Here is a 23,628-nt window from a genome sequence, read left to right as displayed (position 1 = left end):
TCATGGCGCAACCGTTCGATTCGGCGGCTTTTCTGGCCACCTGCAGTGGGCGGCCGGGCGTTTATCGAATGTTCGATGCCGAGGCCAAGTTGCTGTATGTCGGTAAGGCAAAGGACCTCAAGAAGCGCCTCTCCAGTTATTTCCGCAAGTCCGGCCTGGCGCCGAAGACGGCTGCCCTGGTAGCGAAGATTGCCCAGGTCGAGACCACCATCACGGCCAACGAGACCGAGGCGCTGCTGCTCGAGCAGACGCTGATCAAGGAGTGGCGGCCGCCTTACAATATTCTGCTGCGCGATGATAAGTCGTATCCCTACGTCTTCCTGTCGACTGAGGACCCATTCCCGCGCCTGACCATCCATCGTGGTGCGAAGAAGGCCAAGGGGCGTTACTTCGGTCCATACCCGAGCGCTGGGGCTATTCGCGAAAGCCTCGCGCTGCTGCAGAAGGCCTTTTTCGTGCGCCAGTGCGAGGACAGCTACTACCGCAACCGCACGCGCCCATGCCTGCAATACCAGATCAAGCGCTGCAAGGCCCCATGTGTCGGGCTGGTGAGCGAGGAGGAATACGCCGAAGACGTGCGCCACTCGATCATGTTCCTCGAAGGGCGCAGCAATGTACTGGCCGAGGAACTGTCTGCCAGCATGGAGCAGGCGGCGATGCGCCTGGACTTCGAGAAGGCAGCGGAGTTGCGCGACCAGGTGCAGATCCTGCGCCGCGTGCAGGACCAGCAGAGCATGGAGTTCGGCACAGGTAACGTCGATGTGGTGGCGGCCATCGTCACTCCCGGCGGTGCCTGCGTGCACCTGATTAGCGTGCGCGGCGGGCGGGTACTGGGCAGCAAGAACTTCTTCCCGCAGGTGGCGATCGAGGAGGAGGTGGGCGATGTCCTGCTGGCCTTCCTCGGGCAGTACTACCTCAGTCATCACGAGCGCGATCTGCCGAACGAGTTGATCGTCAATGCCGTGCATGAAGACTTTCCGATCCTCGCTTTGGCCATCGAGGAGTCCCGTGGCCGACTGCTGGAAATCACCCCGCGAGTCCGCGGCACTCGTGCGCGCTGGCAGCAGTTGGCGGTGACCAATGCCGAGCAGGCACTGGCCGCCCGCCTCGCGAACCGCCAGCATATGGCGGCGCGTTTCGATGCGTTGGGCGAGGCGCTGGATCTGCCCGAGCCGCCGCAGAGGCTCGAATGCTTCGACATCAGTCACTCCAGCGGCGAGGCAACTGTGGCTTCCTGCGTGGTCTTCGGCCCGGAAGGCGCACTGAAGTCGGACTACCGTCGCTTCAATATTGAAGGCATCACCGGCGGCGACGATTACGCTGCCATGCACCAGGCGCTGACCCGCCGTTTCAGTCGCCTGAAGGAGGGCGAAGGCAAGATGCCCGATATCCTTCTGGTCGATGGCGGCAAGGGGCAGCTGGCGATGGCCCAGGAAGTGCTCCAGGAACTGGCGGTTGTGGGTCTGACGCTTCTTGGCGTTGCCAAGGGCGTCACCCGTAAGCCTGGCCTGGAAACGCTGTACCTCAATGACGCCGAGCACGAGTTCACCTTGCCCGCCGACTCGCCCGCGCTGCACCTGATCCAGCAGATTCGCGATGAAGCGCACCGCTTTGCGATCACTGGCCACCGTGCTCGGCGGGGCAAGGCTCGACGCACCTCGACATTAGAAGACGTCGCTGGCGTTGGGCCCAAGCGCCGGCGCGACCTGCTCAAGCATTTCGGCGGGTTGCAGGAGCTGGGCAGAGCCAGTATCGATGAAATTGCCAAGGCCCCCGGTATCAGCAAAAAGCTGGCAGAGCAGATTTATGCTGCACTGCACAGCGAGTAGAATGCCGGCTCAACTCGCAGACCTTCCGACCCGATGAATATCCCGAACCTGCTCACACTGCTCCGCGTTCTGCTCATTCCGATCTTCATCCTGCTGTTCTATCTCCCGTTCCCGGCCAGTCACCTGGCTGCCAGCGCTGTGTTCGCCCTTGCTGCCGCCACTGACTGGCTGGATGGCTACCTGGCTCGTCGACTGGGGCAGAGCACTCCTTTTGGGGCGTTCCTCGACCCCGTAGCGGACAAGCTGATGGTCGCCACTGCATTGGTATTGTTGGTGGAGGAGCACGCAAACCTGTGGCTGACGTTGCCGGCGGCCATCATTATTGGCCGCGAGATCGTGGTCTCGGCACTGCGCGAGTGGATGGCGGAGATTGGGGCGAGGGCGCATGTCGCTGTGTCCAACCTGGGGAAATGGAAGACCGCGGCACAGATGCTGGCGCTGGTGATTCTCCTGGCCAATCCACCGTTGATGACCTTCTGGGTCCTGGTTGGCTATGCGCTGTTGATCGTTGCTGCCATCCTCACGCTGTGGTCGATGCTGCATTATCTGCTGGCGGCCTGGCCGCACCTGAACGCCACCCCAAAAGAGAAATAAGTTTTTTTGAATCAAGGAGTTGACAGGCATTTCCAAATCGTTAGAATGGCGCCCGTCAACACGACAATGCGGGAATAGCTCAGTTGGTAGAGCACGACCTTGCCAAGGTCGGGGTCGCGAGTTCGAGTCTCGTTTCCCGCTCCAGATTTTGATGATTCGCCTTGAGTCATCCGTGTTATGGCTGAGTAGCAGAGTGGTTATGCACCGGATTGCAAATCCGTGAACGCCGGTTCGATTCCGACCTCAGCCTCCAATAGAAAAGCCCTGTAAATCGAAGATTTACAGGGCTTTTTCTTTAACAGCCCGCTGCAGGGATTGCGAGTTTCAGCAACTTGCGCAGGGGGAATGGGGCTGTATATAGTCCAGCCCTTTCCGGGATCATCCCGGCAATACTGCAACGCGCTACCGCCCGGATGGCGAAATCGGTAGACGCAGGAGACTTAAAATCTCTCGCCCTTTGGGCGTGCCGGTTCGAGTCCGGCTCCGGGCACCATCTTTTTCTCTCCCAAGTCGCAGCAGGTTGCCTGCCCGAACCGAGGCGAGTGCTCCAAACAAGAAACCCGGCCAAGGCCGGGTTTTTTATTGTTTGCCCATTCAGGCTCCGATATTGGCTATCGAGCGTAACTTCGCGCCGGCCTTGACGATGCGGCGTTGGCGCAGCGGCCCGGCAGCTTCGTAGAAATTCTGCAGCGGAACCTCTTCCTTGAAGTGGTCGGCATCGTGCTCCTGCAGAGGGCCGTACTCGGTCGCCAGATCGCGACGAATACGGCTGACCAGGCTGGTCAGCAGCTCTTCATTGCGTTGCTCTTCCAGGCGCACCACGCGACAGGCGATGTGCTCGCCCGCATCCTTGCTCAGCGTCATGATCAGATTGCCGTCCGGTCGAGCCGTGAAGCTCACGTCGAAGTCGGAGAAAACCTGGCAGAGATATTGGGCGGCAGGCAGACGGTCGATTGGCATGGTGTCGTCCTCGGCAGTGAATGGGCTGTTCCTTCCCTTTCATTGCAGGGTGCATACCAATCTGGGTTAAATAAAATATCTTTAAATATCAGTATCTTATGAATTAATGCCGCTTCGTTCTTCATGCAGCTTGCATGGAGGGACGCAAATGTCATGGCATTTTGCACGACGACAGCTTCAGTGCGGGAGCGGATGGTGTCGCGAGGGGTTGGCCTTTGCCTTGTGCCTGGGCTTCTGCAGGCGGGCTCGACGCATCGGTACGCGAAGGATGGCCCACAGCGTAACCACTGCCAGCAGGATCCAGCCGAAAATCATGAGCGTGACGAATGTGCCTGGATTCATATCGATATCCTCACCCCTCCCTAAGGGTAGTTCACCGTCATCGGTGCGCTGTCCTTTCGGTTGAGCGGCATTTCTTCCCGGAGGTTCCATTCAATGGCTTGTCGGGCCTACGAGTATCTGTTATCTGTATGCATATACAGTGTTCGGAGAAAGCTCATGCCGCAAGCCATTCTGGAAGTCCGCGATACCGTGCAGCCTGGCGGAGTAGTCGGTACTCCGTCGCTTCATACCTACATAGTCCGTGCATGTGGCGAAGGCATGACGCAGGCGGGTATTCATGATTGCGACCTGCTGCTGGTCGACCGCTCGGAGCTCGCGGCGCCCGGTGAAATCGTGGTGGCTGCGCTCAATGGTGAGGCGTTGATCCGTCGCCTGGCCATTATCGACGGTTCGTTCGCGCTGCAAGCGGCAAGTGATGGCTTTCCGACGCTGAAAGTCGAGGAGGGCGATGAACTCTCAATATGGGGAGTGGTGCGTCAACGGCTTTCCAGAAGTGACGTTGTGCAGGGCGTCTTGGCATAGAGCGGGTGCGGAATAGAGCGGGGTGCTGACCATTTGCCAGTAACTTCGAGAACTAAATCAGGGCCTTGATGGTCAGATGCGCGTGTCACCGGTTCCGCAAGTCCTCACAAGAGTCGTGCAGCTTGCAATCCGGGGCATTGTAAGGCGGGCGCAGCCTGATTAGACTGCGCGCAACTCGCACCCCTGTCCCTCTCGAAGGACTCCCATGATCAAGAAATGTCTGTTCCCGGCCGCCGGTTACGGTACCCGCTTCCTCCCGGCCACCAAGGCCATGCCCAAGGAAATGCTGCCGGTGGTGAACAAGCCGCTGATCCAGTATGCCGTTGAAGAGGCATTGGAAGCCGGTCTCGGTGAAATCGGTATCGTCACTGGCCGCGGCAAGCGCTCACTCGAAGACCACTTCGACATCAGCTACGAGCTGGAGCACCAGATTCGCAATACCGACAAGGAAAAGTACCTGGTCGGTATTCGTCGCCTGATCGACGAATGCACCTTCTCCTACACCCGTCAGGTCGAAATGAAGGGCCTTGGCCACGCCATCCTGACCGGTCGCCCGCTGATCGGTGACGAGCCCTTCGCCGTCGTGCTGGCGGACGACCTGTGCCTGAACCTCGAAGGCGACAGCGTCCTCAAGCAGATGGTCAAGCTGTACAACCAATTCCGCTGCTCCATCGTGGCGATCCAGGAAGTGCCGCCGGAAGAGACCAACAAGTACGGCGTGATCGCGGGCGAGATGATTCGCGACGATATCTACCGCGTAAATACCATGGTTGAGAAGCCGAAGCCCGAAGACGCCCCGTCAAACCTGGCGATCATCGGTCGCTATATCCTGACGCCGGACATCTTCGACCTGATCGAGCAGACCGAGCCGGGCAAGGGTGGTGAAATCCAGATCACCGACGCCCTGATGAAGCAGGCCCAGGACGGTTGCGTGCTGGCGTACAAGTTCAAGGGCAAGCGTTTCGACTGCGGTAGCGCCGAGGGTTACATCGAGGCGACCAACTTCTGCTACGAGCACCTCTACAAGACTGGCAAGGCCTGGTAATCCCGGATCTTTTCCGCTCTTAGAGAAAGCCACCTTCGGGTGGCTTTTTCATTTCCGGCCTACATCGAGCGTGGAATCGGCATTGCTTCCGAGCCTGGCCCAAGCGGCTGGCCGAAGCTGAACTCGACATAGTTACCGGCCGGATCGCGAAGGCCGCAGTAGTAACCCACGGGGTAGGGTTCTTCCCGTGGCGCCCAGATCAGGCAGCCGGCAGCTTCCGCGTCCCTGGCAATGCGGTCGACCTCATCGTGAGTGTCTACGGCGAAGCCGAAGTGGCTGTAGTCATCGCTTGCCAGGTGGCGTTCCTGGCCGCCGGGCATGATGACGAAAATGAAGCTGTGCTCCTTGCCCGGCTCCGCCATCCAGACAATGCGCGAGCCCTTGCCTTCGCGCTCGTGGATAACGCGCATGCCGCAGAATCGCTCGTAGAAGGCAACGCACGCCTCCAGGTCGGGGACGTGCAGGGCCAGGTGAGTCAGGGTTGAGCGCATGGCATTACCTCCTTCGGGACCGGCAGTTGGCAGGATAGGTCAGGCTCCATGAGGTATGCTGCCCGACATATCCATGCGGAGAACCATGATGTCTTTCGATTTTGACCTGTTCGTCATCGGTGCGGGTTCCGGCGGTGTGCGCGCCGCGCGCTTCGCCGCAGGCTTTGGCGCCAAGGTGGCCGTGGCGGAAAGTCGCTACCTGGGCGGTACCTGTGTCAACGTCGGTTGCGTGCCGAAGAAGCTGCTGGTGTATGGGGCGCACTTCCATGAGGACTTTGAACAGGCCTCCGGATTTGGCTGGACCCTGGGCGAAGCGAGCTTTGACTGGAAGACACTGATCGCCAACAAGAATCGCGAAATCCACCGGCTCAACGGCATCTACCGCAACCTCCTGGTGAACAGCGGTGTCACGCTGTTGGAAGGGCATGCCAAGCTTCAGGATGCGCATACGGTGGAAGTCGACGGCCAGCGCTTCAAGGCCAAGCACATCCTCATCGCCACTGGCGGCTGGCCGCAGGTGCCGGACATTCCCGGCAAGGAACACGCGATCACCTCCAACGAAGCCTTCTTCCTCGAGTCGCTCCCGCGCCGGGTGCTGGTGGTTGGCGGTGGCTACATTGCGGTGGAGTTTGCCGGCATCTTCCATGGCCTGGGCGCACAAACTTCCCTGCTGTACCGCAAGGATCTGTTCCTGCGTGGCTTTGATCGCAGCGTGCGTGAGCACCTGCGCGATGAGCTGGCCAGGAAGGGGCTGGACCTGCAATTCAACAGTGACATCTCGCGCATCGACAAACAGGCCGACGGCACCCTGGCCGCGACCCTCAAGGATGGTCGCGTGCTGGAGGCGGATTGCGTGTTCTACGCCACTGGCCGCCGCCCGCAGCTGGATAACCTGGGCCTGGAGAACGTCTCCGTGGCACTGGATGAGCGTGGCTACGTGAAGGTGGATGAGGCTTATGGTACGAGCGAGCCGTCGATCCACGCCATTGGCGATGTGATCGGTCGCGTGCAGCTGACCCCTGTGGCACTGGCGGAAGGCATGGCGCTGGCGCGCAAGCTGTTCCGCCCGGAGGAGTACCGTCCGGTTGACTACAAGCTGATCCCCACGGCGGTATTCAGCCTGCCGAACATTGGTACCGTTGGTCTTACCGAGGACGAAGCACGCAGCGCCGGACACAAGGTAAAAGTCTTCGAGAGCCGCTTCCGGCCGATGAAGCTGACGCTCACCGAGTGCCAGGAGAGAACCCTGATGAAGCTGATCGTCGATGCCGACAGTGACAAGGTGCTGGGCTGCCACATGGTCGGTCCGGACGCCGGGGAGATGCTCCAGGGCATCGCCATTGCGCTGAAAGCCGGGGCGACCAAGCGGGTGTTCGATGAAACCATCGGCATCCATCCGACGGCCGCCGAAGAATTCGTCACCATGCGGACCCCCGTCGGCGCCTGACGGCGAGGGCTGCAACAAAAAAGCCGGTGCATCTGCACCGGCTTTTTTGTGGGCGTCATTCGCACGGAGGTGGCCGTCAGTGACTGCGCTCCAGCGAAGCGTGACCCTCTTCCTGGCGCTGCGAATAGCGCTGGGCAAGCACGGCACAGACCATCAACTGGATCTGGTGGAACAGCATCAGCGGCAGCAGGATCACGCCAACGGTACTGCTGGCGAACAGCACCGAGGCCATCGGTACGCCGGTGGCCAGGCTCTTCTTCGAGCCGCAGAAGATGATGGTGATGCGGTCCTCCAGGGGGAAGCCCAGCCAGCGTCCCAACAGGTTGGTAGCGATCAGGGCCAGTGCCAGGAGCACGCAGCAGGCCACGACCAGGCCGGCCAGCGCCGGTAGCGGAACTTGATGCCACAGCCCCTGGATGACCGCCGCGCTGAAGGCGGTGTAGACCACCAGCAGGATCGAGCCCTGGTCCACATAGCGCAGCACTGGCTTGTGGCGTTCCACCCAGGCGCCGATCCACGGGCGCAGCAGTTGGCCGGCGACGAAGGGCACCAGCAGTTGCAGGGTGATCTTGCCGATGGCATCCAGCGTCGACATCCCGGTATCGCCATGGGCGCCGATCAGCAGTTGCACGAGCAGCGGAGTGACGAACACGCCCAGCAGGCTGGAGGCTGATGCGCTGCAAATGGCCGCTGGGATGTTGCCTCTTGCCAGCGAAGTGAAGGCAATTGCGGATTGTACGGTGGCGGGCAGGGCGCAGAGGTAGAGCATGCCCAGGTACAGGTCCGGGGTTACCAGGGGCGACAGCGCCGGCTTGAGTGCCAGGCCGAGCAGGGGGAAGAGGATGAAGGTGCAGGAGAAGATCAGCAGGTGCAGGCGCCAGTGGGTGGCGCCGGCGACGATCGCCTGGCGCGAAAGCTTCGCACCATGCAGGAAGAACAGCAGCGCGATGCCCAGGTTGGTGATCCAGCCGAAGATCACGGCAGCGGTGCCTTCGCAAGGCAGCAGGCTGGCAACGGTCACGGTGGCGATCAGCGCCAGGGTGAAGTTGTCGGGGAGCAGGCGTGGGCGAGCCATGGGCACATCTCTCATCGTTGTTGTGTGTGAAAGACCGCTAGGGTCAGGTTCGCACTCTAAGCCCGGATGGATGTGCCGGCTAACGCCAGAGAGTCAGCTTATGTCGCTGAAAGGACAGCTTCGGAGCCCTGTACGTGTAGATCCACGGAACGCACGCTGACCATACCGCGCATGCGCTGGGCGATTACCTCGGCGCGGTAGCGCGGCAAGGTGTTGACCCTCAGGGCGATATCCAGCCAGTCCTCTCGGCGTGAGGATTCGACCTCGGCCGGTACGTGGCCCTGGAGCGCGAACTGGTTCAGCAGTCGGCAAAGGATATCGGCGTCGATCTCAGCCCGGATCAGGTAGCGCACGTCGGCAGCTGCTTCGGTGGGAACCGGGCGGTCCTGTTGATCCAGGGGAAGTTCCACGAGATGGAGAGCGGGGAGTGTCATGACGGCAGGCCGATGCAGGAGAAGTGAGGAGTATTCTGCGGCCCATGCCGGGGATTTATTTGCCTGTTTTTAGCCGCTAGGCGTTTAGGTGTGCATTAATGATTCTCTAAATTTGCACAAGACGAATTATCTATGCCTATTTCACTGGATGCTCACGACCGCAAGATCCTCGCCCTGCTGCAGGAGGAGGCGACGCTGTCCACGGCAGAGATCGCCGAACGTATCGGTCTGTCCCAGTCACCGTGCTGGCGACGGATTCAGCGTCTGAAGGAAGAGGGTGTGATCCGCAAGCAGGTAACCCTGCTGGATCGCAAGAAAATCGGCTTGAACACCCAGATATTTGCCCAGGTGAAGCTCAACGCCCACGGGCGCAATCACCTGACGGATTTCGCCCAGGCCATGGAAGCGTTTCCCGAGGTGCTGGAGTGCCATGTCCTGATGGGGGCCGTGGACTTCATGCTGCGTATCGTCACCGAAGATGTGGAGGCGTACGAGCGTTTCTTCTTCGAACGGCTGTCCCAGGTGCCGGGGGTTCAGGAGATCAACTCCATCGTGGCGCTCTCGGAGATCAAGTCCACCACCACGCTGCCGCTGTCGCGCGGTTGAAGGGCGCCGGAGCCCGGCGCCCGGAGCGATCAGACGCCGCCCAGATAGTCCATCTTGCCAACTTCCACGCCGTTGTGGCGGAGGATGTCGTAGGCCGTAGTGATATGGAAATAGAAGTTCGGGTTGACGAAGCCCAGCAGGAAGTCCGAGCCCTTGAAGCTGACTTCGCGGGTGCGAAGCTTCAGCTCGATGGTGCGGTTTTCAGCGCCTTCGAACTGCTCGGGCTTGAGCGTCTTGAGGAACGCAACGGTCTTCGCAATGCGCGCCTGCAACTCGGCGAAGGTGGTTTCGTCATCGGCGTAGCTCGGCACTTCCACGCCGGCCAGGCGCGCACCAGCGCCCTTGGCGGAGTCGGTGGCGATCTGCACCTGGCGAGCCAGGGCAAACATGTCCGGGGCGAGGCGGGCGTTGATAAGGACAGAAGGGTCGATGGACTTGGCTTCGGCATGGGCGGCAGCCTTGGCGAGAATCGCCGAGAGGTTGCCGAGCATACGGATGAAGACGGGAACGGAAGCCTGGTAGATCGAGAGGGACATGCTGCTTACTCCAGACAGAGAAAGGTGGGCTCGTCCAGCTGGACGGCTGTCGGAGTCTACTGCTGGCGTTGGCGGCTGTCGCGAGGCTTCAGCGCCTGGCCACTTTCGGCGTCGGGCAGCGGTCGGTCTCGATCGGGCCGACGTAAGGATTGCCCCAGCCCATCACGCAGCCAACCATCTGGTTGCGCTGGCGTTCCCAGGCTTCCACCGGGTACTGCTTGCTCCAGGCGGTGAACAGTTGGCGGTCCTGTTTGGACAGCTTCAGGCCGTAGCGGTCGCTCATATAGAAGTAGGTGCGGGCGATCATGCCGCGAATCTGCGCGCGGGGCATGGCCTTGCGTGCCTTGAAGTCCACCACCATCGGGCAGGCACCGTACTGCGAAGGTTTCTGCTGCAGCCAACCGAAGCTGTAGTTGGCGCGGTCGCCGTTGACCTCGCCGATGCTCGGCACCAGGTTGTGCAGGTCGGCCTCGGCTCTCTGGTACACCCGGTCATTGCGCGAGCAGTTCTTGCGCCCGCCACTTTGCCAGCACTGGCGCTGATGGCCGATCACCCAGGCGGGGACAATGTGCTCCCACTCGATGCGCGAAGCCCGGTTGGCATTCTTGCGCGGGGTGTAGCCGCAGCTCTTCAGATCGACCTTGGTGCCGCTGTAGCGGCAGCCGCAATAGAACTCCACCGACTGGCGGGCGTACAGCTTGCGCCCGACCTTCTTGGCTTCCTCGAAGGTGCGTGGGGCAGCAGCGGAGGCAACGGTGGGGATTGCGAGGATCAGCAGCAGGGTCAGGCAGCGTCCGAACATGAGGCGTTCCTTACGAAAGTCGCTGCATCTTACTGATTGAGAAAGAAATGCCAATCGTGGCAATGGAATGGCAAGGGGGGTATTTAAGGCTGGAGGCACTGGTTGAGCTGCTGCGCCAGGTGCCTGCTGGGAATGCTTCGCAACAGGCCTCCATTAGTTCGCGTAAAGGTTTATATGTGTTGTCTATCTGATTGTTTTTAAAGAATAAAATATTATACAAAAAGCTTTAAGAGTCGACGCTATCCGGTTGTTCCAGCAAGGGATGAGTCCCTGGCGTGGGGTTGGGCCGCTAGGTGGCACCTGGGTGGGTGAGATTCGTATATTTAACGTTACAAAGAATTCATAACTATTTGATACATATGGATTTGTATTGCGTGATCGCATTGCCCTGCGCCGAGAGACAAGGCTTGGTAAGCTGGAGCCTTTCCCTCATTCGGGAGATCGTCATGATTGGTCTCAGAAGCCTCGGGGTCATTGTCTGTTGTGCCCTGGCGATGCCCCTCTACGCGCAGCAGTTTTCCACGCAGGACGGGCAGTCCCGGCAGCGCAACCAGAGCCAGCCTCAGTGGCAGCAATCGCCGCCGGCGATCCAGCGCATCTACATCAGCCCAGGCGCGAGCGGCAGCGTGGAGAGCTCCTCCAGCTGGCAGCGCAATGACGGTTATGGCGGTGTCCAGGTGCCGCGCAGCTATGGCGAGACGCGCTCGGGCACGGTGATCATCGATCAAGGCAGCGGCGGCATCCGCCAGAGCATCGAATACCCCAACGGCGCGGTCTATCCGCGTGGCAGTGGCTATTACCAGCAGCAGTAGGCTGGATCAGTCGATCAGGTCGTCGCGGGTCAGGCGGGACTTGCGCAGGCCGCCATGGCTATAGAACAGCCCGGTGTCGCCGCGCCAGTGGAAGAGTGTGGCGAGAAACGCTGAGCTGACCCGGCCTACATCCCAGCTACGGAGTTTGCGGTAGGCCCAGAGCCAGCTGTCGTCGGAGGAAGAGTCGCTCATGGAATCGTCCTTGATTCGGCAAGCGGGAAAAAGTGCATGGGACATTAGTGCGCCAGGTAGGCCTTCGCAAGTCGCTGCTCCCGCAACCACGACCTGCGAAAAGACCCGCGCTGTCAGGCGGTGCTGAGCGCCTTCGACTCCTCGACGTACTCCTTCAGCCAGCGCAGGACTTCCACGGCGTCCCAGCGGCTGGGATCGAACATGGCGTAGGCCTGGCCCTGGTAGCCCACCACATCCAGCGCGCGGTGATAGCCGGCGCGCTGCATCAGGGCCTCGATTTCCGCGAAGCACACGTTGAAGTGGGTGCGGCTGAAGGGCGTCTTGCCTTCTGTGACCAACCCCTCCAGCAGCAGTTCCGAAACGGCCTCGCTGACTTCCTCGATGGCCATGTGGTTCACGGTGTATTTCAGCTGATGGATGCTCACCATCGCTTGCTCCTCAATGGGTATCAGGCCCATGCCCTGTGATCCGAGGTGATCGACGTAGCCAATGGACTGTGGCCTTTCGTCGAGGTTTAAAAAATTTTCGCAAAATACTGTATGCATGAACAGTATTTTCTCCTAGTATCCCTCTCACGGTCTGACAGAAACCCTGAAGTGCCCGCCGCCACTGGCCTGGCGGGCACCTCTCGACGAACAGGAGCGATGGCGATGCTGCAGAAACTGATGCTTTGCGCAGGTGTGGCGATGCTGGCGGGCTGTGCCCAGCCTCAGGCGGACGTTCCGCGCGCCAATGGCGCCTACCTCATCATCGAGGGCAAGGAGGCCTGGGCGGTGCTGGTCGCCGACGGCAAGCGCATCGAAGAGCGCGGTACGGTCCGCGATGCCATCCGTCTGCCGAAGGATCGTTCGGCGATCGCCGCCAGCTATGTGATTGACACGCCCAATTGCGGGCGCCTGCAGTGGCTGACCGAAGGTGAGGGCGACTCCACCGTGCGCCTGTCTTCGCGGGGGGAAGCGGAAGATCTGTCGAGCTGCCAGATAAGCGACGGGCTCAGCCGTGTCTGGACCGCGCTGGATTACTCGAGCTGAGCACCAGCCTCAACTACAGGTGATCTCCAACAAAATGTTTCGGCGGCTCCGCTCTTCACGTTTTTTTCACACCTGGGGGCAGAGGATGAAAATCAGCTAAAGGACTAGCTCCCCATCGAAAGGCCCGCTTGATTGCGGGCTTTTTATTGCCTGTCGACCAAGGTCGGCTCGCCCGCCTGACGCTGCGCGGCTAAGGTGAAGCTCCACGGAGAAGGCGGAGATAGAGATGCAGCGGGTTCTTGCGGAGCGACTTTGGACGTCCCTTGGTGGCCAGGCTGAGCGCCTGAGTCATCTGGCCTTTCGCAGCGAAGGCTCTCTGCCTTCGGCTTTCTTCGTCACCGAACTGGCCGCCGCCAGCATAGCCAGCGCCGGCTTGGCGCTGGGCGAGTGGCTGGAGCCTGAGCCCGGCGCCGCCGCATCGTTGGTCGTGGATCGCCGCCTGGCCTCCTTGTGGTTCTCCACCTCCTTGCGCGCCCAGGGCTGGGCGCCCCCTGACCTGTGGGATGCCATCGCCGGTAACTACCGTGCCCGCGACGGCTGGATTCGTCTGCACACCAATGCTCCGCATCACCGCGCCGCCGCCCTTCGGGTGCTTGGGGCAGACAATGATCGTGATCGGGTCGCAGAGGCCGTGGCGAACTGGGACAAGGGCGAACTGGAACTGGCTATCGTGAAGGAAGGCGGCTGTGCAGCCGAGATGCGCTCCTGGGATGCCTGGAAGCAGCACCCGCAGGGTATCGCGGTTGCCCGCGAACCGCTGGTGTTGCGTGATCTTCAGCTGGTGTCCGCGGCTTCCCTGGACATCGAGATCGACCGCGAGCGCCCGTTGGCCGGATTGCGTGTGCTGGACCTGACCCGCGTGCTGGCGGGGCCCATCGCCACGCGATTCCTTGCTGGATTCGGCGCTGAGGTTCTGCGCATCGACCCACCGGACTGGGACGAGCCTGGCGTGGTCCCGGAAGTCACCCTGGGCAAGCACTGCGCGCGGCTGGACCTGCGTCAACCAGCAGCTCGCGAGCGCTTTCAGGCGCTGCTCGCCAGCGCCGACGTGCTGGTGCACGGCTATCGGGCCGATGCCCTGGAGCGCCTGGGATTGGGCGCCGATGTTCGCCGGAGCATTGCACCGGGCCTGGTGGATGTCAGCCTGAATGCCTATGGGTGGTCGGGCCCCTGGAGCCAAAGGCGCGGGTTCGACAGCCTGGTGCAGATGAGCAGCGGCATCGCCGAAGCCGGGCGCATCTGGCGGGGCGAGGACAAGCCGGTACCGCTGCCGGTGCAGGCGCTCGATCACGCCACCGGCTACCTGATTGCAGCGGCCGCATTGCGCGGATTGGCCGAACGTCGGCGTAGTGGCCGCGGGAGCCGTTGGCGCCTCTCGTTGGCACGTACGGCGCAATGCCTGCTGGAGGCGGGAGTTTCATCAGTGGGTTCGCCGGAGCTGGCGGCCGAGACAGCTGCCGATCTGTCTTCGGGCATCGAGACAACGCCCTGGGGGCATGCGCAGCGCTTGCGTCCGCCACTGCAGGTCGCGGGCTCGCCACTGTACTGGGAGTTGCCGGCCTCCGAACTGGGTTCGGCGCCGGCAGCCTGGCAGCCGGTCAGCCGCGACTGACCTGGAACGCCTCGCCGGTGGCGAAGAAGGCGCCGCCCGCCTGGTAGTGAATGGTGCGCAACTCGGCGCTGGGGAAATGCCAGCGGCCATTGGAGAACGCGCGCTCATCGGCGTAAGCGGCAACCACCTCGGCGATGAACAGGTCGTACTTCTCCTGGTTGTTCGGCTCGCTGATGACCTTGCATTCCAGGTAGGCCACGCAGCCCTCGACGATCGGCGCCTCGACCAGCTTCGCGCGGGCGGTGCGGATGTCCAGTTGCTCGAACTTGTCGCCTTCGCCGCCGTTGCTCGAACCCACTGCCAGGGTCAGCTCAGCCTGCTGGCGCGTCGGCAGCTGGATGACGAATGCGCCCGAGCCTTCTACCAGATGGCGTGACCAGGTGTTGCGGTCCAGTACCAGCATCAGTTTGGGCGGATCGAAGTCCAGCGGCATGACCCAGGCAGCGGCCATGACGTTGGCGACGCCTTCGTGCTCGCTGGTGACGAGGGTGCTCGGGCCGTGGTTGAGCAGCAGGTAGGCCTTGTTCAGCGGCACGTCTTTCAGGTGGTTCATCGAATAATCCTCAAGGCTGGATCAGAGCAGCAGGCCGTCCACTGGCTTCAGCGGTTCAGGCAGGTCGGTATCACCGAGGATCTCCAGCACGGTGATTTCCAGGTTGCGGCTCATGGCATCCAGCGGCAGATCGTTGGGTTGGGTATCGAACGGATCGGCGATCTGATCGCCCAGGGCGTCCAGGCCGAAGAAGGTGTAGGCCAGTACGCACACCGCCAGCGGGGTGAACCAGCCGATGCTGTCCACCAGGCAGAAGGGCAGCAGGAAGCAGTAGACGTGCACGATGCGGTGCAGCATCAGGATGTAGGGATAGGGGATCGGCGTGTTGCTGATGCGCTCGCAGCCGCCCAGCACGTAGGACAGGCGGGTCATCTGCTGGTCGATGGCAGCCAGGGTGATGTCGCTGGCGCCCGCCGCGCGGCTCTGGTCGGCGAAGCGCTGGCCCAGCTCCGCCAGCAACGCGTTGGCCGGATTGCGGCAGTTGGCGAAGGTTGCAGCGTCCTCGCCCAGCACGCGCTTCACGTCGGCGCCTTGCACGGTGCCGCGCAACTGGTCGCGTAGCGTGTAGCCGAAGGCGATCAGCGGCTTGCAGAGCTGGCGGCGGCTTTGCGCATCGAGATCGGGCAGCAGCGAGCGGGTCTGCCGCGCCAGGTTGCGGGTCACGATCAGCAGTTCGCCCCAGAGCGTGCGCGCCTCCCAGAAGCGCTGGTAGGCGACGTTGTTGCGAAAGCCGAGGAAGATCGCCAGCGTCAGCCCCCAGAGGGTGAAGGGCGTGGAGGTGATGATCACCTTGTAGTGGTAGAGCGTGCCGTGGGTGGCCACCACCAGCGAGCTGAGCAGCACCGTGTAGAGCACCTTGCGCCAGATGGCCGGGATGATCGACCCCTTGAGCGAGAACAGAAGGACCCAGAGTGTCGGGGTTTGTGGGCGGAGGATCATCGGGCGGCATCCGGTGGGGCGGAGCGCGCATGATAGCCGAGATAGGCGCCCTGAAGGCGCGTTGCAGAGGGCGACCTTTGTAGGAGCGAGCTTGCTCGCGAACAGCCCCGCAGCGAGGAGGTTCGCGAGCAAGCTCGCTCCTACGAAAAGCGCCCGCTGGAGAGCGGCTTAGTTCTGTTCGTAGAGCTTCACGATGGCCGAGAAGTCCAACTGGCCATTGCCCTGGTTGCTGAAGGTCTGGAACAGCTGCTGCGCGAGGGCGCCAAGCAGCACCGGATGGCGAATCTGCCGCGCCGCCTCGCTGGCCAGGCCCAGGTCCTTGAGCATCAGGTCGGTGCCGAAGCCGCCACTGTAACCTCGCGCGGCTGGTGCGCCGGTGAGTGGATTGTTCACCTCCGAGGCCCAGCAGCGGCCGCTGGAGGTATTGATGATACCGGCCAGCACCTCCGCATCCATGCCCAGCTTCACACCCAGCGACATGGCTTCCGCCACGCCGATCATCGAGATGCCCAGCAGCAGGTTGTTTGCCACCTTGGCTACCTGGCCGTTGCCGGCACCGCCACAGTGCACGAGGTTCTTGCCCATGGCCGCGAGCACCGGGCGGGCGCGCTCGAAGTCGGTCTGCTCGCCGCCGACCATGAAGGTCAGGGTGCCGGCTGCCGCACCGGCGGTGCCGCCGGAAACCGGCGCGTCCAGCATCGGGTTGCCGTGGGCGTGCGCAGCGGCGCTGACCTCGCGGGCGTTCAGTGGATCGATGGTGGACGAATCGATCAGCAAGACGCCGGGCTGCACGTTGGCCAGCAGGCCGTCGTCGCCGAGGTAAACCTGCTTCACGTGGGCGGCGGCGGGCAGCATGGTGATGATCACCTCGACATCGTCGCGCGCCACTTCGGCGGGGGATGCCAGGGCGCGGGCGCCAAGGGTGACGGCCGCTTCCACGGCCTTGGAGGAGAGATCGAAGACACTCAGGTCGAAGCCGGCCTTGAGCAGGTTGGCGGCCATGGGGCCGCCCATGTTGCCGAGTCCGATGAAGCCGATGCGCATGGGGTGGTCCTCTTCTTCTTGTTCGGGGCGCCCGATCGATCAGGCGCAAAAGGAGGTGCCCGCCCGCGTGGTGCCGAACCTGGACCAGCATCCATGCTGAGTCCGGGCCGGCTCGGGGCAGGCGGGCGGGCAGGGCTTACTTGAGGTTGATGGTGGTGTTCACCGCACCGCCGACCTCGTTCTCGTCGAACCAGCGCTCGGTGACGGTCTTGGTCTGGGTGTAGAACTGCACCACCTGCTTGCCGTACGGGCCCAGGTCGCCCAGCTTCGAGCCGCGCGAGCCGGTGAAGGAGAACAGCGGTACCGGTACCGGGATCGGCACGTTGATGCCCACCTGGCCGACGTCGATCTCTTCCTTGAAGTGGCGGGCGGCGGCGCCGGAACGGGTGAACAGCGCAGTGCCGTTGCCATTGGGGTTGGCGTTGATCAGCTCGATGGCCTCATCGAAGGTCTTCACCGACACCACGCAGAGCACCGGGCCGAAGATTTCCTCGCGGTAGATGGTCATTTGCGGAGTAACGCCGGAGAAAACGGTCGGGCCGACGAAGTTGCCCTTGCCGTAGCCGGCCACCTGCGGATTACGACCGTCCAGCTCCAGCTTGGCGCCCTCCTGGGTGCCGCGCTCGATCAGGCCGCTGACGCGGTCCAGCGCCGCGCAGGAAACCAGCGGGCCGACGTCGGTATTGGCTTCGGTGCCGCCGCTGACCTTGAGGGTCTGCGCCTTGGCCACCAAGTCGGGAATCCACTGGTTGGCTTCGCCCACCAGGATTGCCACCGATACCGCCATGCAGCGCTGCCCGGCGGCGCCGAAGGCTGCGCCGGCAATGGCGTTGAGGGTCTGTTCCTTGTTGGCGTCGGGCAGCACCACCGCGTGGTTTTTCGCGCCCATCATGCACTGCACGCGCTTTCCGGCCAGGGATGCGCGGTTATAGACGTGAGTGCCGACGCGGGTCGAGCCGACGAAGGAGACTGCCTTGATGTCCGGGTGATCGCAGATCGCGTTGACCACGTCCGGGCCGCCATGGATGACGTTGAGCACGCCCGGCGGCACACCGGCTTCATGGGCCAGTTCGACCAGGCGCATGGTCACCATCGGGTCCTGCTCGGAGGGCTTGAGGACGAAGGTGTTGCCGGTGGCGATGGCCATCGGGAACATCCACAGCGGGATCATCGCCGGGAAGTTGAAGGGGGTGATGCCGGCGCAGACACCGATGGGTTGCAGGATGGTGAAGGTATCCACGCCGCCAGCCACGTTGTTGGCCAGCTCGCCCAGTTGCAGGTTGCCAATGGCCGAGGCGTGCTCGACTACTTCCAGGCCGCGGAACACGTCGCCTTCGGCATCCGGCAGGGTCTTGCCCTGTTCGGCGGTGAGGATAGCCGCCAGTTCCTTCATGTTCTCGCGGATCAGTTGCTGGTACTTGAGGAAGATGCGCGCGCGGGCGCCGATGGGGGTCTTCTTCCAGGTCCTGAATGCAGCCTTGGCGCTGGCCACTGCGCGCTCGACTTCCTCGGGCGTGGCGAAGGGCACGCGGGCGAGGACTTCCTGGGTGGCAGGGTTGATCACGTCGCGCCATTCGGAGGTGGTGGACTCGACGGGCTTGCCATCGAGGAAGAGTTTGACGGTCGGGACGGCAGGTGCAGTCATCGGGGTTCTCCCAGCCTGAAGGCTTTGTTCTTGTGTGGTCCGATCCTAACAGTGCATTTTTGATGTTCTCAATGCGGTGATGTGCAAGTATGGTCTGCATTTTTGCAGATATAGCGCGCACGGGTGAGTCAATGGACTGGGACAATCTGCGTTTCTTCCTCGAGCTTTCCCGTGCCGGCAAGCTCACCGTCGCCGCGCGGCGCCTGGGGGTGGACCACACCACTGTCGCCCGCCGGCTGCAGGCGCTGGAGAAGAGCATCGGCGCCCAACTGCTGGTGCGCGAACCCGCCGGCTATCGGCTGACCGAGGCCGGCCACGGACTGCTGCCCCAGGCCGAGGCGATGGAAAGTGCCTGCAAGGTGATCGAGAAGCGCCTGGCCGGCACCGAAGACAATCTCTCCGGCAAGGTACGTATCGGCGCAACCGAGGGTTACGGCTCGACGCTGCTGACCTCGCAGCTGGTGGAGCTGAACCAGCGTCACCCACACCTGGGCGTGGACTTGCTGGCGGTGCCGCGCGCGCTGCAGCTGTCGCGCCACGAGGCGGATATCGTCATCACCCTGGAGCGCCCCGGTCGCGGGCCCTACATCATTACCCGGCTGACCGACTACGTGCTGCGCCTCTATGCCTCGAAGGATTACCTCGCCGAGCGCGGGCCGATCGGAACTCGCGATGACCTGCGCGACCATGCCCTGGTGGGCTATGTCGACGACCTGCTCTACAGCAAGGAGCTGCAGTACCTCGACGAGATCGGCCGGCCGCTGCACATGGCGCTGCGCTGCACCAGCATCCTGGCGCAGCAGCGTGCGGTGGCAGAGGGCGCCGGGCTGGCAATCCTGCCGGCGTTCGCGGCAGCCGAGGACTCGTCGCTGCAGCCGGTCCTGGCGGGGGAGATCGAGTTCGTGCGGACCTTCTGGATGCTGATGCCGACCGAACTCAAGGACATCGCGCGCATGCGCACCACCTGGGATTTCCTGCGGGAGAAGGCCGAAGGGAGCCAGGATGTCCTGATGGGACGCTCCGCGTGAGCGTTGCCGAATGAAAGTTTCACAGTGACAGGGACTCGCCAGGAGAGCGCGAGAACCGTTTCAGGAGAAGGAAGCATGGCTGAAATCATTCCGCTGTCGGCGGAACTGGAGCAACAACTGGAAGACCTGCAACAGCAGGCCCTGGTACTACTGCAACTGGCACCGGAGTTGCCACCCGACGCGGTGGTCGCGGCAATCACCCAGTACGTCCGCGATGCCAAGGAGCAACAGCGCGAGGTGGCCGATGACGCGGTCTTCGCGCTCGGAGCCTTGCTCGGCCGGCAGTACGTGGAGGGGTTGGGCTGGCACTGGGGTGACGTCACCTGGGACAACGATCCGGACACGGCGGCCATCGGCGTGCTCAACCCGGACGACTCGCTGTTCAATAACCCGATCGGCTGGGTCAGCCAGGCGCTGGGCAGCGAGGGCGGCGTGGCGTTCATGCTGAGCTACAACATGATCCACGCCAATCAGACTCCGGTCTTCGAGCCGGGGAGCGCGACCGGGCTGTACTGACGCGGCAGCAAGGGGCAGGGCATGGCCCAGCCCCTTGCAACGGCGGGTTACGCCAGGCCGACGTAGAGGTTCTGCACGTCGTCGTTGCCGTCCAGGGCATCGAGGAAGGCTTCGACTTCTTCCAGTTCCGCGTCGGACAGACTTACCGGGTTCTTCGCCTTGTAGCCGAGCTTGGCCGAGGCGACGGTGAAGCCGTGCTCGGGCAGGGCGCGGCAGACGGCGTCCAGGTCGGTGGAGTCGGTGAGGAACAAGGTGTCGCCTTCTTCTTCGCCCGGCTCGAAGTCCTGGGCGCCAGCTTCGATGGCGGCCAGTTCCGGGTCGGCGTCAGCGCTGGCCGGGGTGGCCTCGACCAGGCCCAGGTAATCGAAGTCCCAGGACACCGAGCCGGAAGCGCCCAGCTGGCCCTTGCGGAACAGCACGCGGATTTCCGCGATGGTGCGGTTCACGTTGTCAGTCAGGCATTCGACGATCACCGGTACGCGGTGCGGGGCGAAGCCTTCGTAGACCACGCGCTCGAAGGTGGCGGCGCCGTCCAGCAGGCCGGCGCCTTTCTTGATGGCGCGCTCCAGGGTATCGCGGGGCATCGAGGCCTTCTTGGCCTGCTCGACGACCAGACGCAGTTTCGGGTTCATGTCCGGGTCGGCGCCATTTCGCGCGGCGATCATGATTTCCTTCGACAGTTTGCCGAACACGCGGCCCTTGGCGTTGGCGGCGACTTCTTTATGTTTGGCTTTCCACTGGGCGCCCATAGTCGATCTCTTGCTGGCGGTTGCTGATGGGCGGCAAGTCTACGGCCTCACGCGGCGGCTGGCGATATCTGCAGGATCAACGTTGTGCTGGTACGGCGAACACCGCGCTGGCCTGGGCCACCACCTTGTCGCCTACCGACAGCAGCGCGTTGGCGAATGCCATCTGCCTGCCGCGCCGGCTGTGCAGCAGGCGGATGCTCAACCAGTCGCCGACCTGGGCGCTGGACACGTAGTCCAGGGTCAGGCTGGCGGTGACCAGCGGTTGCGGTGGTTGGCTGGAGAAGGCCACCGCATAGCCCATGCCGATGTCGGCCAGGGTGGCGAGAATGCCGCCGTGCACGCCGCCGCGGCTGTTGGTGTGGCGTTCGTCCAGCAGCAGGCCCAGTTCCAGCGATTCGCCTTCGCCACGCACCAGGAATGGACCGAGCAGGTCCAGCAGCGGGTTGCGGCGTTGCAGCGGCTGAAAACCCTCGGGATAACCCAGATCGGCGACCGCGTTCATTGCCAGCCTCCAGTGTGCTGCTGCAGCACGGCGCGGACGGTTTCGATCACCCGTTGCGGTACCTGGTAGTCCGGGTGCGCGCGGAACACTGCTGCCGCATCCGCGAGGCGGGTGAGGGCGAGCAACTCGCTCCTGGCCTGGCGGGTATCGGTGCCGTCAGGCGGTAATGCCAGCGCCTGGCGCTCGCAGGAGCAGGCGGCCTGGGCGTTGACCAGACCGCAGTGCTGGTGCATGAACTCATCCAGCCGCTGGCGAGCCCGCGACAGGCGCTTGCGGTAGGTCGCCGGCTCGATCTCGAGCACGGCAGCGGCGGTTTCCGAATCCAGGCCAAAGGCGATGTCCAGCACGTAGGCCAGGCGCTGCTCGCGTTCCAGGCACATCAGCATGCCCTGGGTGCAGGCGAGTGCGATGCGTTCGGCGGCGAGCTTGTCGGCCGGCTCCAGCGGGCGCTCGTTGGCCTGGGCCAGGCGCAGGCCGAGGTCGAGCTTTTCCGCCAGGGCTTCCAGCGACACGGTGGGCGTCTCGCGAACCTTGGTGCGCGCGGTCAGCAGCGCGTTGCTGGCGATGCGGAAGGCCCAGGTGGAGAACTGGCTGTCGCCACGGAAACTGGCCAGGTGCGTGGTGATGCGCAGGAGGATTTCCTGGCTGGCGTCCTGGGCGTCTTCACGACGGCCGAGCATACGCAGGGCGAGGTTGTAGACCGGCGCTTGCAGGGCCAGCAGCAAGGCATCGAGGGCGGCGGGTTCGCCGCGCTGGGCGCGTTGCAGGTGTTCGTTGTCGATGGCTGGGAATTTCACGGTGTCCTCCTGACGTGGCCGGCGAAATTCCGGCTCTTCTTCCTTGGACTCGGTGGCCGAGAGTTTTGTGACCGCCCTCAGCCTTGTTTCGAGAGAAAGGCATACAGCCGCTCATCCAGCGAGTGCGCGACGTTGAAGCGCATCCACGGCACGCTGCGGCCATCGGGCATGAACAACTGGCCGGGGAACAGCAGGATCTTCGCCTCCTTGGCGCGGCTGGCGAGCAGGGTGGCGTCATCCACCGCGCGGTGGCGGGCCCAGAGGAACAGGCCAGCGCGGGGTTCGTGGAAGATTTCCAGGCCGGCGGCTTCCAGGCGTCGCGCCACGCTGTCATGGGCTTCGCCGAGCTGGTCGCGCAACTGGCGCACGTGCTTGCGGTGGCGGCCTTGCAGGAGGATGTCCAGGGCCAGGGTTTCGGTGAGCTCCGAGCTGGTCAGGCCACTGACCATTTTCAGCGGAACCAGTTCCTCGATCAGCTCGGGGTGCGCGGCGATGAAACCGGTGCGCAGCGCCGGGGCGATGACCTTGGACAGGCTGCCGATGTAGATCACCCGCGCCAGTTGATCGAGGTTGGCGAGCAGCAGTTGGCCGGCGGGGTCCAGGTCGGCATAGATGTCGTTCTCGACGATGAGGAAATCGTATTTCTCCGCCAGCTGCAGCAGGCGGTGTGCTGCCGCCAGTGACAGGCTGCCGCCGGTGGGGCTCTGCAGGCGCGCCTGGGTGAAGTAGACCTTGGGCCGGTACTCGCGGGCCAGTTGCTCCAGACGATCCAGGTCCAGCCCATCGGCGCTGCGGGGCACGCCCAGCAACTGCGCGCCCTGCAGGCGCAGATTGAGGAACAGGTTGTGGTAGCCGGGCTCATCGACCAGCACCGGGTCGCCGCGTTGCACCAGGTAGCGCACGGTGAGGTCCAGTGCCTGGCTGGCGCCGGCGGTCAGCAGGATCTGCTCGGGGCTGGCGCTGACGCCGGCGTCCGCCAGACGGTCCGCCAGCTTGCCGCGCAGTTTCAGGTTGCCCTTGCTGTGGCCGTAGTTGCCGAACTGGGTCGGCTCTTCCCGCGCCAGGCTGCGCAGGCCTCGCTGCAAGCCTTCGCCGTCAAGCCAGTGCTCGGGCAGCAGGCCGACACCGGGACGGATTTCCATGCCCAGCGGCTGGAAGACCTTGTGCAGCAGCAGGTGCGCATCGAAGTCGAATTCGGTGGGTGCCTCATCGCCGGCGCTGTCCTCGACTGCCGGGCCGCGCACGTAGAAACCGGCATTGGGCACCGCGTTCAGGCAGCCGCGCGCCACCAGCCGATCATAGGCCTCGACCACGGTGAAGTGGCTGACGCCATTGGCCTGGGCGAACTTGCGGATCGAGGGCAGCTTGGCGCCGGAGCGCAGGCGCTGCTCGTCGATGGCCTGGGCGATGCCGTCGACGATCTGGGTGACCAGGGGAATGTCCGAGGTGGGGTCGAGCAACAGCATCCGAAGGTCCGATTCTTGTGTGGGTGAGCGATGGGCGATCTGTACAGGTCCTCGGACCA

Annotated in this window: 27 protein-coding genes and 3 tRNA genes; 14 read left to right on the top strand and 16 right to left on the bottom strand. The window is 63.2% G+C overall.

The window, feature by feature from the left end; translation table 11 throughout:
• The first annotated feature begins 2 nt into the window (after positions 1-2).
• The 5 genes from uvrC (at position 3) to ACKI1H_RS21180 (ending at position 2,916) form a co-directional block, all read left to right on the top strand.
• Positions 3-1,829 (top strand): excinuclease ABC subunit UvrC, encoded by a 1,827-nt coding sequence (uvrC, locus tag ACKI1H_RS21200; RefSeq protein ID WP_138526911.1) that lies wholly within the window; start codon positions 3-5, stop codon positions 1,827-1,829.
• A gap of 33 nt (positions 1,830-1,862) precedes the next feature.
• Positions 1,863-2,423: a CDP-diacylglycerol--glycerol-3-phosphate 3-phosphatidyltransferase gene (pgsA, locus tag ACKI1H_RS21195; RefSeq protein ID WP_138526912.1), complete on the top strand. Its 561-nt coding sequence runs from the start codon at positions 1,863-1,865 to the stop codon at positions 2,421-2,423.
• A gap of 68 nt (positions 2,424-2,491) precedes the next feature.
• A tRNA-Gly gene (locus ACKI1H_RS21190) sits at positions 2,492-2,567 on the top strand.
• Between the two features lie 35 nt (positions 2,568-2,602).
• Positions 2,603-2,676: transfer RNA gene (locus ACKI1H_RS21185), tRNA-Cys, on the top strand.
• 154 nt (positions 2,677-2,830) lie between these two features.
• Positions 2,831-2,916: transfer RNA gene (locus tag ACKI1H_RS21180), tRNA-Leu, on the top strand.
• Positions 2,917-3,017: 101 nt separating this feature from the next.
• Here the strand turns inward: ACKI1H_RS21180 and ACKI1H_RS21175 are convergent.
• Positions 3,018-3,383 carry a DUF3509 domain-containing protein gene (locus ACKI1H_RS21175; RefSeq protein WP_138524942.1) on the bottom strand — a complete coding sequence of 122 codons (366 nt, stop codon included), beginning with the start codon at positions 3,381-3,383 and terminating at the stop codon, positions 3,018-3,020.
• A 498-nt stretch (positions 3,384-3,881) separates the two neighbouring features.
• On the opposite strand from ACKI1H_RS21175, the gene ACKI1H_RS21170 reads away from it, so the two are divergent.
• Both ACKI1H_RS21170 and galU read left to right on the top strand, forming a co-directional pair.
• The gene (locus ACKI1H_RS21170; RefSeq protein WP_171049514.1) at positions 3,882-4,247 is read left to right on the top strand and encodes a LexA family protein; all 366 of its coding nucleotides are present in this window, start codon (positions 3,882-3,884) and stop codon (positions 4,245-4,247) included.
• Positions 4,248-4,452: 205 nt separating this feature from the next.
• On the top strand, positions 4,453-5,292 hold the full coding sequence (galU, locus tag ACKI1H_RS21165) for a UTP--glucose-1-phosphate uridylyltransferase GalU (protein WP_024767166.1): 840 nt from the start codon (positions 4,453-4,455) through the stop codon (positions 5,290-5,292).
• 59 nt (positions 5,293-5,351) lie between these two features.
• Here galU and ACKI1H_RS21160 read toward each other — a convergent pair whose 3' ends face one another.
• The gene (locus tag ACKI1H_RS21160; protein WP_440466222.1) at positions 5,352-5,783 is read right to left on the bottom strand and encodes a VOC family protein; all 432 of its coding nucleotides are present in this window, start codon (positions 5,781-5,783) and stop codon (positions 5,352-5,354) included.
• Positions 5,784-5,871: 88 nt separating this feature from the next.
• On the opposite strand from ACKI1H_RS21160, the gene gorA reads away from it, so the two are divergent.
• A complete protein-coding gene (gene gorA, locus ACKI1H_RS21155; protein ID WP_440466221.1) occupies positions 5,872-7,230 on the top strand; it encodes a glutathione-disulfide reductase in 1,359 nt (452 codons plus the stop codon).
• Positions 7,231-7,306: 76 nt separating this feature from the next.
• On the opposite strand, the gene ACKI1H_RS21150 is transcribed toward gorA, so the two are convergent.
• A complete protein-coding gene (locus ACKI1H_RS21150; RefSeq protein WP_440466220.1) occupies positions 7,307-8,305 on the bottom strand; it encodes a bile acid:sodium symporter family protein in 999 nt (332 codons plus the stop codon).
• A gap of 98 nt (positions 8,306-8,403) precedes the next feature.
• Positions 8,404-8,715: a hypothetical protein gene (locus tag ACKI1H_RS21145; protein ID WP_440466219.1), complete on the bottom strand. Its 312-nt coding sequence runs from the start codon at positions 8,713-8,715 to the stop codon at positions 8,404-8,406.
• Positions 8,716-8,871: 156 nt separating this feature from the next.
• On the opposite strand from ACKI1H_RS21145, the gene ACKI1H_RS21140 reads away from it, so the two are divergent.
• Positions 8,872-9,345 carry an Lrp/AsnC family transcriptional regulator gene (locus ACKI1H_RS21140; RefSeq protein WP_138524928.1) on the top strand — a complete coding sequence of 158 codons (474 nt, stop codon included), beginning with the start codon at positions 8,872-8,874 and terminating at the stop codon, positions 9,343-9,345.
• A 29-nt stretch (positions 9,346-9,374) separates the two neighbouring features.
• Here the strand turns inward: ACKI1H_RS21140 and ACKI1H_RS21135 are convergent, their stop codons facing one another.
• Together ACKI1H_RS21135 and ACKI1H_RS21130 are read right to left on the bottom strand one after the other, a co-directional pair.
• On the bottom strand, positions 9,375-9,881 hold the full coding sequence (locus ACKI1H_RS21135) for a DUF1993 domain-containing protein (protein ID WP_440466218.1): 507 nt from the start codon (positions 9,879-9,881) through the stop codon (positions 9,375-9,377).
• An 88-nt stretch (positions 9,882-9,969) separates the two neighbouring features.
• A complete protein-coding gene (locus ACKI1H_RS21130) occupies positions 9,970-10,683 on the bottom strand; it encodes an endonuclease (RefSeq protein WP_440466217.1) in 714 nt (237 codons plus the stop codon).
• 446 nt (positions 10,684-11,129) lie between these two features.
• Between ACKI1H_RS21130 and ACKI1H_RS21125 the strand changes: the two genes are divergently transcribed.
• Complete coding sequence (locus tag ACKI1H_RS21125; protein WP_138524923.1) at positions 11,130-11,495, top strand: hypothetical protein; 366 nt, start codon at positions 11,130-11,132, stop codon at positions 11,493-11,495.
• Positions 11,496-11,501: 6 nt separating this feature from the next.
• On the opposite strand, the gene ACKI1H_RS21120 is transcribed toward ACKI1H_RS21125, so the two are convergent.
• Both ACKI1H_RS21120 and ACKI1H_RS21115 read right to left on the bottom strand, forming a co-directional pair.
• Positions 11,502-11,687 carry a hypothetical protein gene (locus ACKI1H_RS21120; protein WP_045217600.1) on the bottom strand — a complete coding sequence of 62 codons (186 nt, stop codon included), beginning with the start codon at positions 11,685-11,687 and terminating at the stop codon, positions 11,502-11,504.
• A gap of 113 nt (positions 11,688-11,800) precedes the next feature.
• Positions 11,801-12,115: a transcriptional regulator gene (locus ACKI1H_RS21115; RefSeq protein WP_440466216.1), complete on the bottom strand. Its 315-nt coding sequence runs from the start codon at positions 12,113-12,115 to the stop codon at positions 11,801-11,803.
• A 222-nt stretch (positions 12,116-12,337) separates the two neighbouring features.
• Here ACKI1H_RS21115 and ACKI1H_RS21110 point away from each other — a divergent pair, with 222 nt between their 5' ends.
• Together ACKI1H_RS21110 and ACKI1H_RS21105 are read left to right on the top strand one after the other, a co-directional pair.
• On the top strand, positions 12,338-12,718 hold the full coding sequence (locus tag ACKI1H_RS21110; protein ID WP_138524919.1) for a hypothetical protein: 381 nt from the start codon (positions 12,338-12,340) through the stop codon (positions 12,716-12,718).
• A 226-nt stretch (positions 12,719-12,944) separates the two neighbouring features.
• Positions 12,945-14,330: a CoA transferase gene (locus tag ACKI1H_RS21105; RefSeq protein WP_440466215.1), complete on the top strand. Its 1,386-nt coding sequence runs from the start codon at positions 12,945-12,947 to the stop codon at positions 14,328-14,330.
• On the opposite strand, the gene ACKI1H_RS21100 is transcribed toward ACKI1H_RS21105, so the two are convergent.
• From ACKI1H_RS21100 to ACKI1H_RS21085, 4 genes are all read right to left on the bottom strand, one after another.
• Entirely contained in the window at positions 14,317-14,883 is a 567-nt protein-coding gene (locus ACKI1H_RS21100; protein ID WP_440466214.1) for a flavin reductase family protein, read from the bottom strand. The two genes, ACKI1H_RS21105 and ACKI1H_RS21100, sit on opposite strands and share 14 nt — an antisense overlap.
• Before the next feature lie 21 nt (positions 14,884-14,904).
• Positions 14,905-15,822: a bestrophin family protein gene (locus ACKI1H_RS21095; protein ID WP_138524913.1), complete on the bottom strand. Its 918-nt coding sequence runs from the start codon at positions 15,820-15,822 to the stop codon at positions 14,905-14,907.
• A gap of 168 nt (positions 15,823-15,990) precedes the next feature.
• On the bottom strand, positions 15,991-16,866 hold the full coding sequence (gene mmsB / locus ACKI1H_RS21090) for a 3-hydroxyisobutyrate dehydrogenase (RefSeq protein WP_440466213.1): 876 nt from the start codon (positions 16,864-16,866) through the stop codon (positions 15,991-15,993).
• A 136-nt stretch (positions 16,867-17,002) separates the two neighbouring features.
• Positions 17,003-18,511 carry a CoA-acylating methylmalonate-semialdehyde dehydrogenase gene (locus ACKI1H_RS21085; RefSeq protein ID WP_138524909.1) on the bottom strand — a complete coding sequence of 503 codons (1,509 nt, stop codon included), beginning with the start codon at positions 18,509-18,511 and terminating at the stop codon, positions 17,003-17,005.
• A 131-nt stretch (positions 18,512-18,642) separates the two neighbouring features.
• Between ACKI1H_RS21085 and ACKI1H_RS21080 the strand changes: the two genes are divergently transcribed.
• Together ACKI1H_RS21080 and ACKI1H_RS21075 are read left to right on the top strand one after the other, a co-directional pair.
• Complete coding sequence (locus tag ACKI1H_RS21080; RefSeq protein ID WP_440466212.1) at positions 18,643-19,539, top strand: LysR family transcriptional regulator; 897 nt, start codon at positions 18,643-18,645, stop codon at positions 19,537-19,539.
• A gap of 75 nt (positions 19,540-19,614) precedes the next feature.
• A complete protein-coding gene (locus ACKI1H_RS21075; RefSeq protein WP_138524905.1) occupies positions 19,615-20,055 on the top strand; it encodes a hypothetical protein in 441 nt (146 codons plus the stop codon).
• A 47-nt stretch (positions 20,056-20,102) separates the two neighbouring features.
• Here the strand turns inward: ACKI1H_RS21075 and ACKI1H_RS21070 are convergent, their stop codons facing one another.
• The 4 genes from ACKI1H_RS21070 to ACKI1H_RS21055 form a co-directional block, all read right to left on the bottom strand.
• Positions 20,103-20,804 carry a YebC/PmpR family DNA-binding transcriptional regulator gene (locus ACKI1H_RS21070; RefSeq protein WP_138524903.1) on the bottom strand — a complete coding sequence of 234 codons (702 nt, stop codon included), beginning with the start codon at positions 20,802-20,804 and terminating at the stop codon, positions 20,103-20,105.
• A 76-nt stretch (positions 20,805-20,880) separates the two neighbouring features.
• A complete protein-coding gene (locus tag ACKI1H_RS21065; RefSeq protein ID WP_440466211.1) occupies positions 20,881-21,306 on the bottom strand; it encodes a PaaI family thioesterase in 426 nt (141 codons plus the stop codon).
• Entirely contained in the window at positions 21,303-22,103 is an 801-nt protein-coding gene (locus ACKI1H_RS21060; RefSeq protein ID WP_440466210.1) for an RNA polymerase sigma factor, read from the bottom strand. The genes ACKI1H_RS21065 and ACKI1H_RS21060 overlap by 4 nt, the downstream gene beginning before the upstream one ends.
• Before the next feature lie 77 nt (positions 22,104-22,180).
• Positions 22,181-23,569: an aminotransferase-like domain-containing protein gene (locus ACKI1H_RS21055; protein ID WP_138524897.1), complete on the bottom strand. Its 1,389-nt coding sequence runs from the start codon at positions 23,567-23,569 to the stop codon at positions 22,181-22,183.
• Positions 23,570-23,628 lie beyond the last annotated feature (59 nt).

The organism is Pseudomonas sp. YH-1, from assembly GCF_051990045.1.
Taxonomy (GTDB): domain Bacteria; phylum Pseudomonadota; class Gammaproteobacteria; order Pseudomonadales; family Pseudomonadaceae; genus Pseudomonas; species Pseudomonas nicosulfuronedens.
Note: the sequence above shows the minus strand (reverse complement) of the source record. Positions and strands in the feature narration are given on the sequence as shown.

Bases quoted from the DNA above. Each gene is read 5' to 3' on its own strand.
- ACKI1H_RS21150 (WP_440466220.1), bottom strand. From the start codon at position 8,305: ATGGCTCGCCCACGCCTGCTCCCCGACAACTTCACCCTGGCGCTGATC.
- ACKI1H_RS21080 (WP_440466212.1), top strand. From the start codon at position 18,643: ATGGACTGGGACAATCTGCGTTTCTTCCTCGAGCTTTCCCGTGCCGGC.
- ACKI1H_RS21055 (WP_138524897.1), bottom strand. From the start codon at position 23,569: ATGCTGTTGCTCGACCCCACCTCGGACATTCCCCTGGTCACCCAGATC.
- ACKI1H_RS21160 (WP_440466222.1), bottom strand. From the start codon at position 5,783: ATGCGCTCAACCCTGACTCACCTGGCCCTGCACGTCCCCGACCTGGAG.
- pgsA (WP_138526912.1), top strand. From the start codon at position 1,863: ATGAATATCCCGAACCTGCTCACACTGCTCCGCGTTCTGCTCATTCCG.
- ACKI1H_RS21065 (WP_440466211.1), bottom strand. From the start codon at position 21,306: ATGAACGCGGTCGCCGATCTGGGTTATCCCGAGGGTTTTCAGCCGCTG.
- ACKI1H_RS21100 (WP_440466214.1), bottom strand. From the start codon at position 14,883: ATGAACCACCTGAAAGACGTGCCGCTGAACAAGGCCTACCTGCTGCTC.
- ACKI1H_RS21130 (WP_440466217.1), bottom strand. From the start codon at position 10,683: ATGTTCGGACGCTGCCTGACCCTGCTGCTGATCCTCGCAATCCCCACC.
- ACKI1H_RS21170 (WP_171049514.1), top strand. From the start codon at position 3,882: ATGCCGCAAGCCATTCTGGAAGTCCGCGATACCGTGCAGCCTGGCGGA.
- ACKI1H_RS21120 (WP_045217600.1), bottom strand. From the start codon at position 11,687: ATGAGCGACTCTTCCTCCGACGACAGCTGGCTCTGGGCCTACCGCAAA.
- uvrC (WP_138526911.1), top strand. From the start codon at position 3: ATGGCGCAACCGTTCGATTCGGCGGCTTTTCTGGCCACCTGCAGTGGG.
- galU (WP_024767166.1), top strand. From the start codon at position 4,453: ATGATCAAGAAATGTCTGTTCCCGGCCGCCGGTTACGGTACCCGCTTC.
- ACKI1H_RS21140 (WP_138524928.1), top strand. From the start codon at position 8,872: ATGCCTATTTCACTGGATGCTCACGACCGCAAGATCCTCGCCCTGCTG.
- ACKI1H_RS21110 (WP_138524919.1), top strand. From the start codon at position 12,338: ATGCTGCAGAAACTGATGCTTTGCGCAGGTGTGGCGATGCTGGCGGGC.
- ACKI1H_RS21070 (WP_138524903.1), bottom strand. From the start codon at position 20,804: ATGGGCGCCCAGTGGAAAGCCAAACATAAAGAAGTCGCCGCCAACGCC.
- ACKI1H_RS21085 (WP_138524909.1), bottom strand. From the start codon at position 18,511: ATGACTGCACCTGCCGTCCCGACCGTCAAACTCTTCCTCGATGGCAAG.
- ACKI1H_RS21135 (WP_440466218.1), bottom strand. From the start codon at position 9,881: ATGTCCCTCTCGATCTACCAGGCTTCCGTTCCCGTCTTCATCCGTATG.
- ACKI1H_RS21125 (WP_138524923.1), top strand. From the start codon at position 11,130: ATGATTGGTCTCAGAAGCCTCGGGGTCATTGTCTGTTGTGCCCTGGCG.
- ACKI1H_RS21095 (WP_138524913.1), bottom strand. From the start codon at position 15,822: ATGATCCTCCGCCCACAAACCCCGACACTCTGGGTCCTTCTGTTCTCG.
- ACKI1H_RS21115 (WP_440466216.1), bottom strand. From the start codon at position 12,115: ATGGTGAGCATCCATCAGCTGAAATACACCGTGAACCACATGGCCATC.
- ACKI1H_RS21075 (WP_138524905.1), top strand. From the start codon at position 19,615: ATGGCTGAAATCATTCCGCTGTCGGCGGAACTGGAGCAACAACTGGAA.
- ACKI1H_RS21105 (WP_440466215.1), top strand. From the start codon at position 12,945: ATGCAGCGGGTTCTTGCGGAGCGACTTTGGACGTCCCTTGGTGGCCAG.
- mmsB (WP_440466213.1), bottom strand. From the start codon at position 16,866: ATGCGCATCGGCTTCATCGGACTCGGCAACATGGGCGGCCCCATGGCC.
- ACKI1H_RS21175 (WP_138524942.1), bottom strand. From the start codon at position 3,383: ATGCCAATCGACCGTCTGCCTGCCGCCCAATATCTCTGCCAGGTTTTC.
- gorA (WP_440466221.1), top strand. From the start codon at position 5,872: ATGTCTTTCGATTTTGACCTGTTCGTCATCGGTGCGGGTTCCGGCGGT.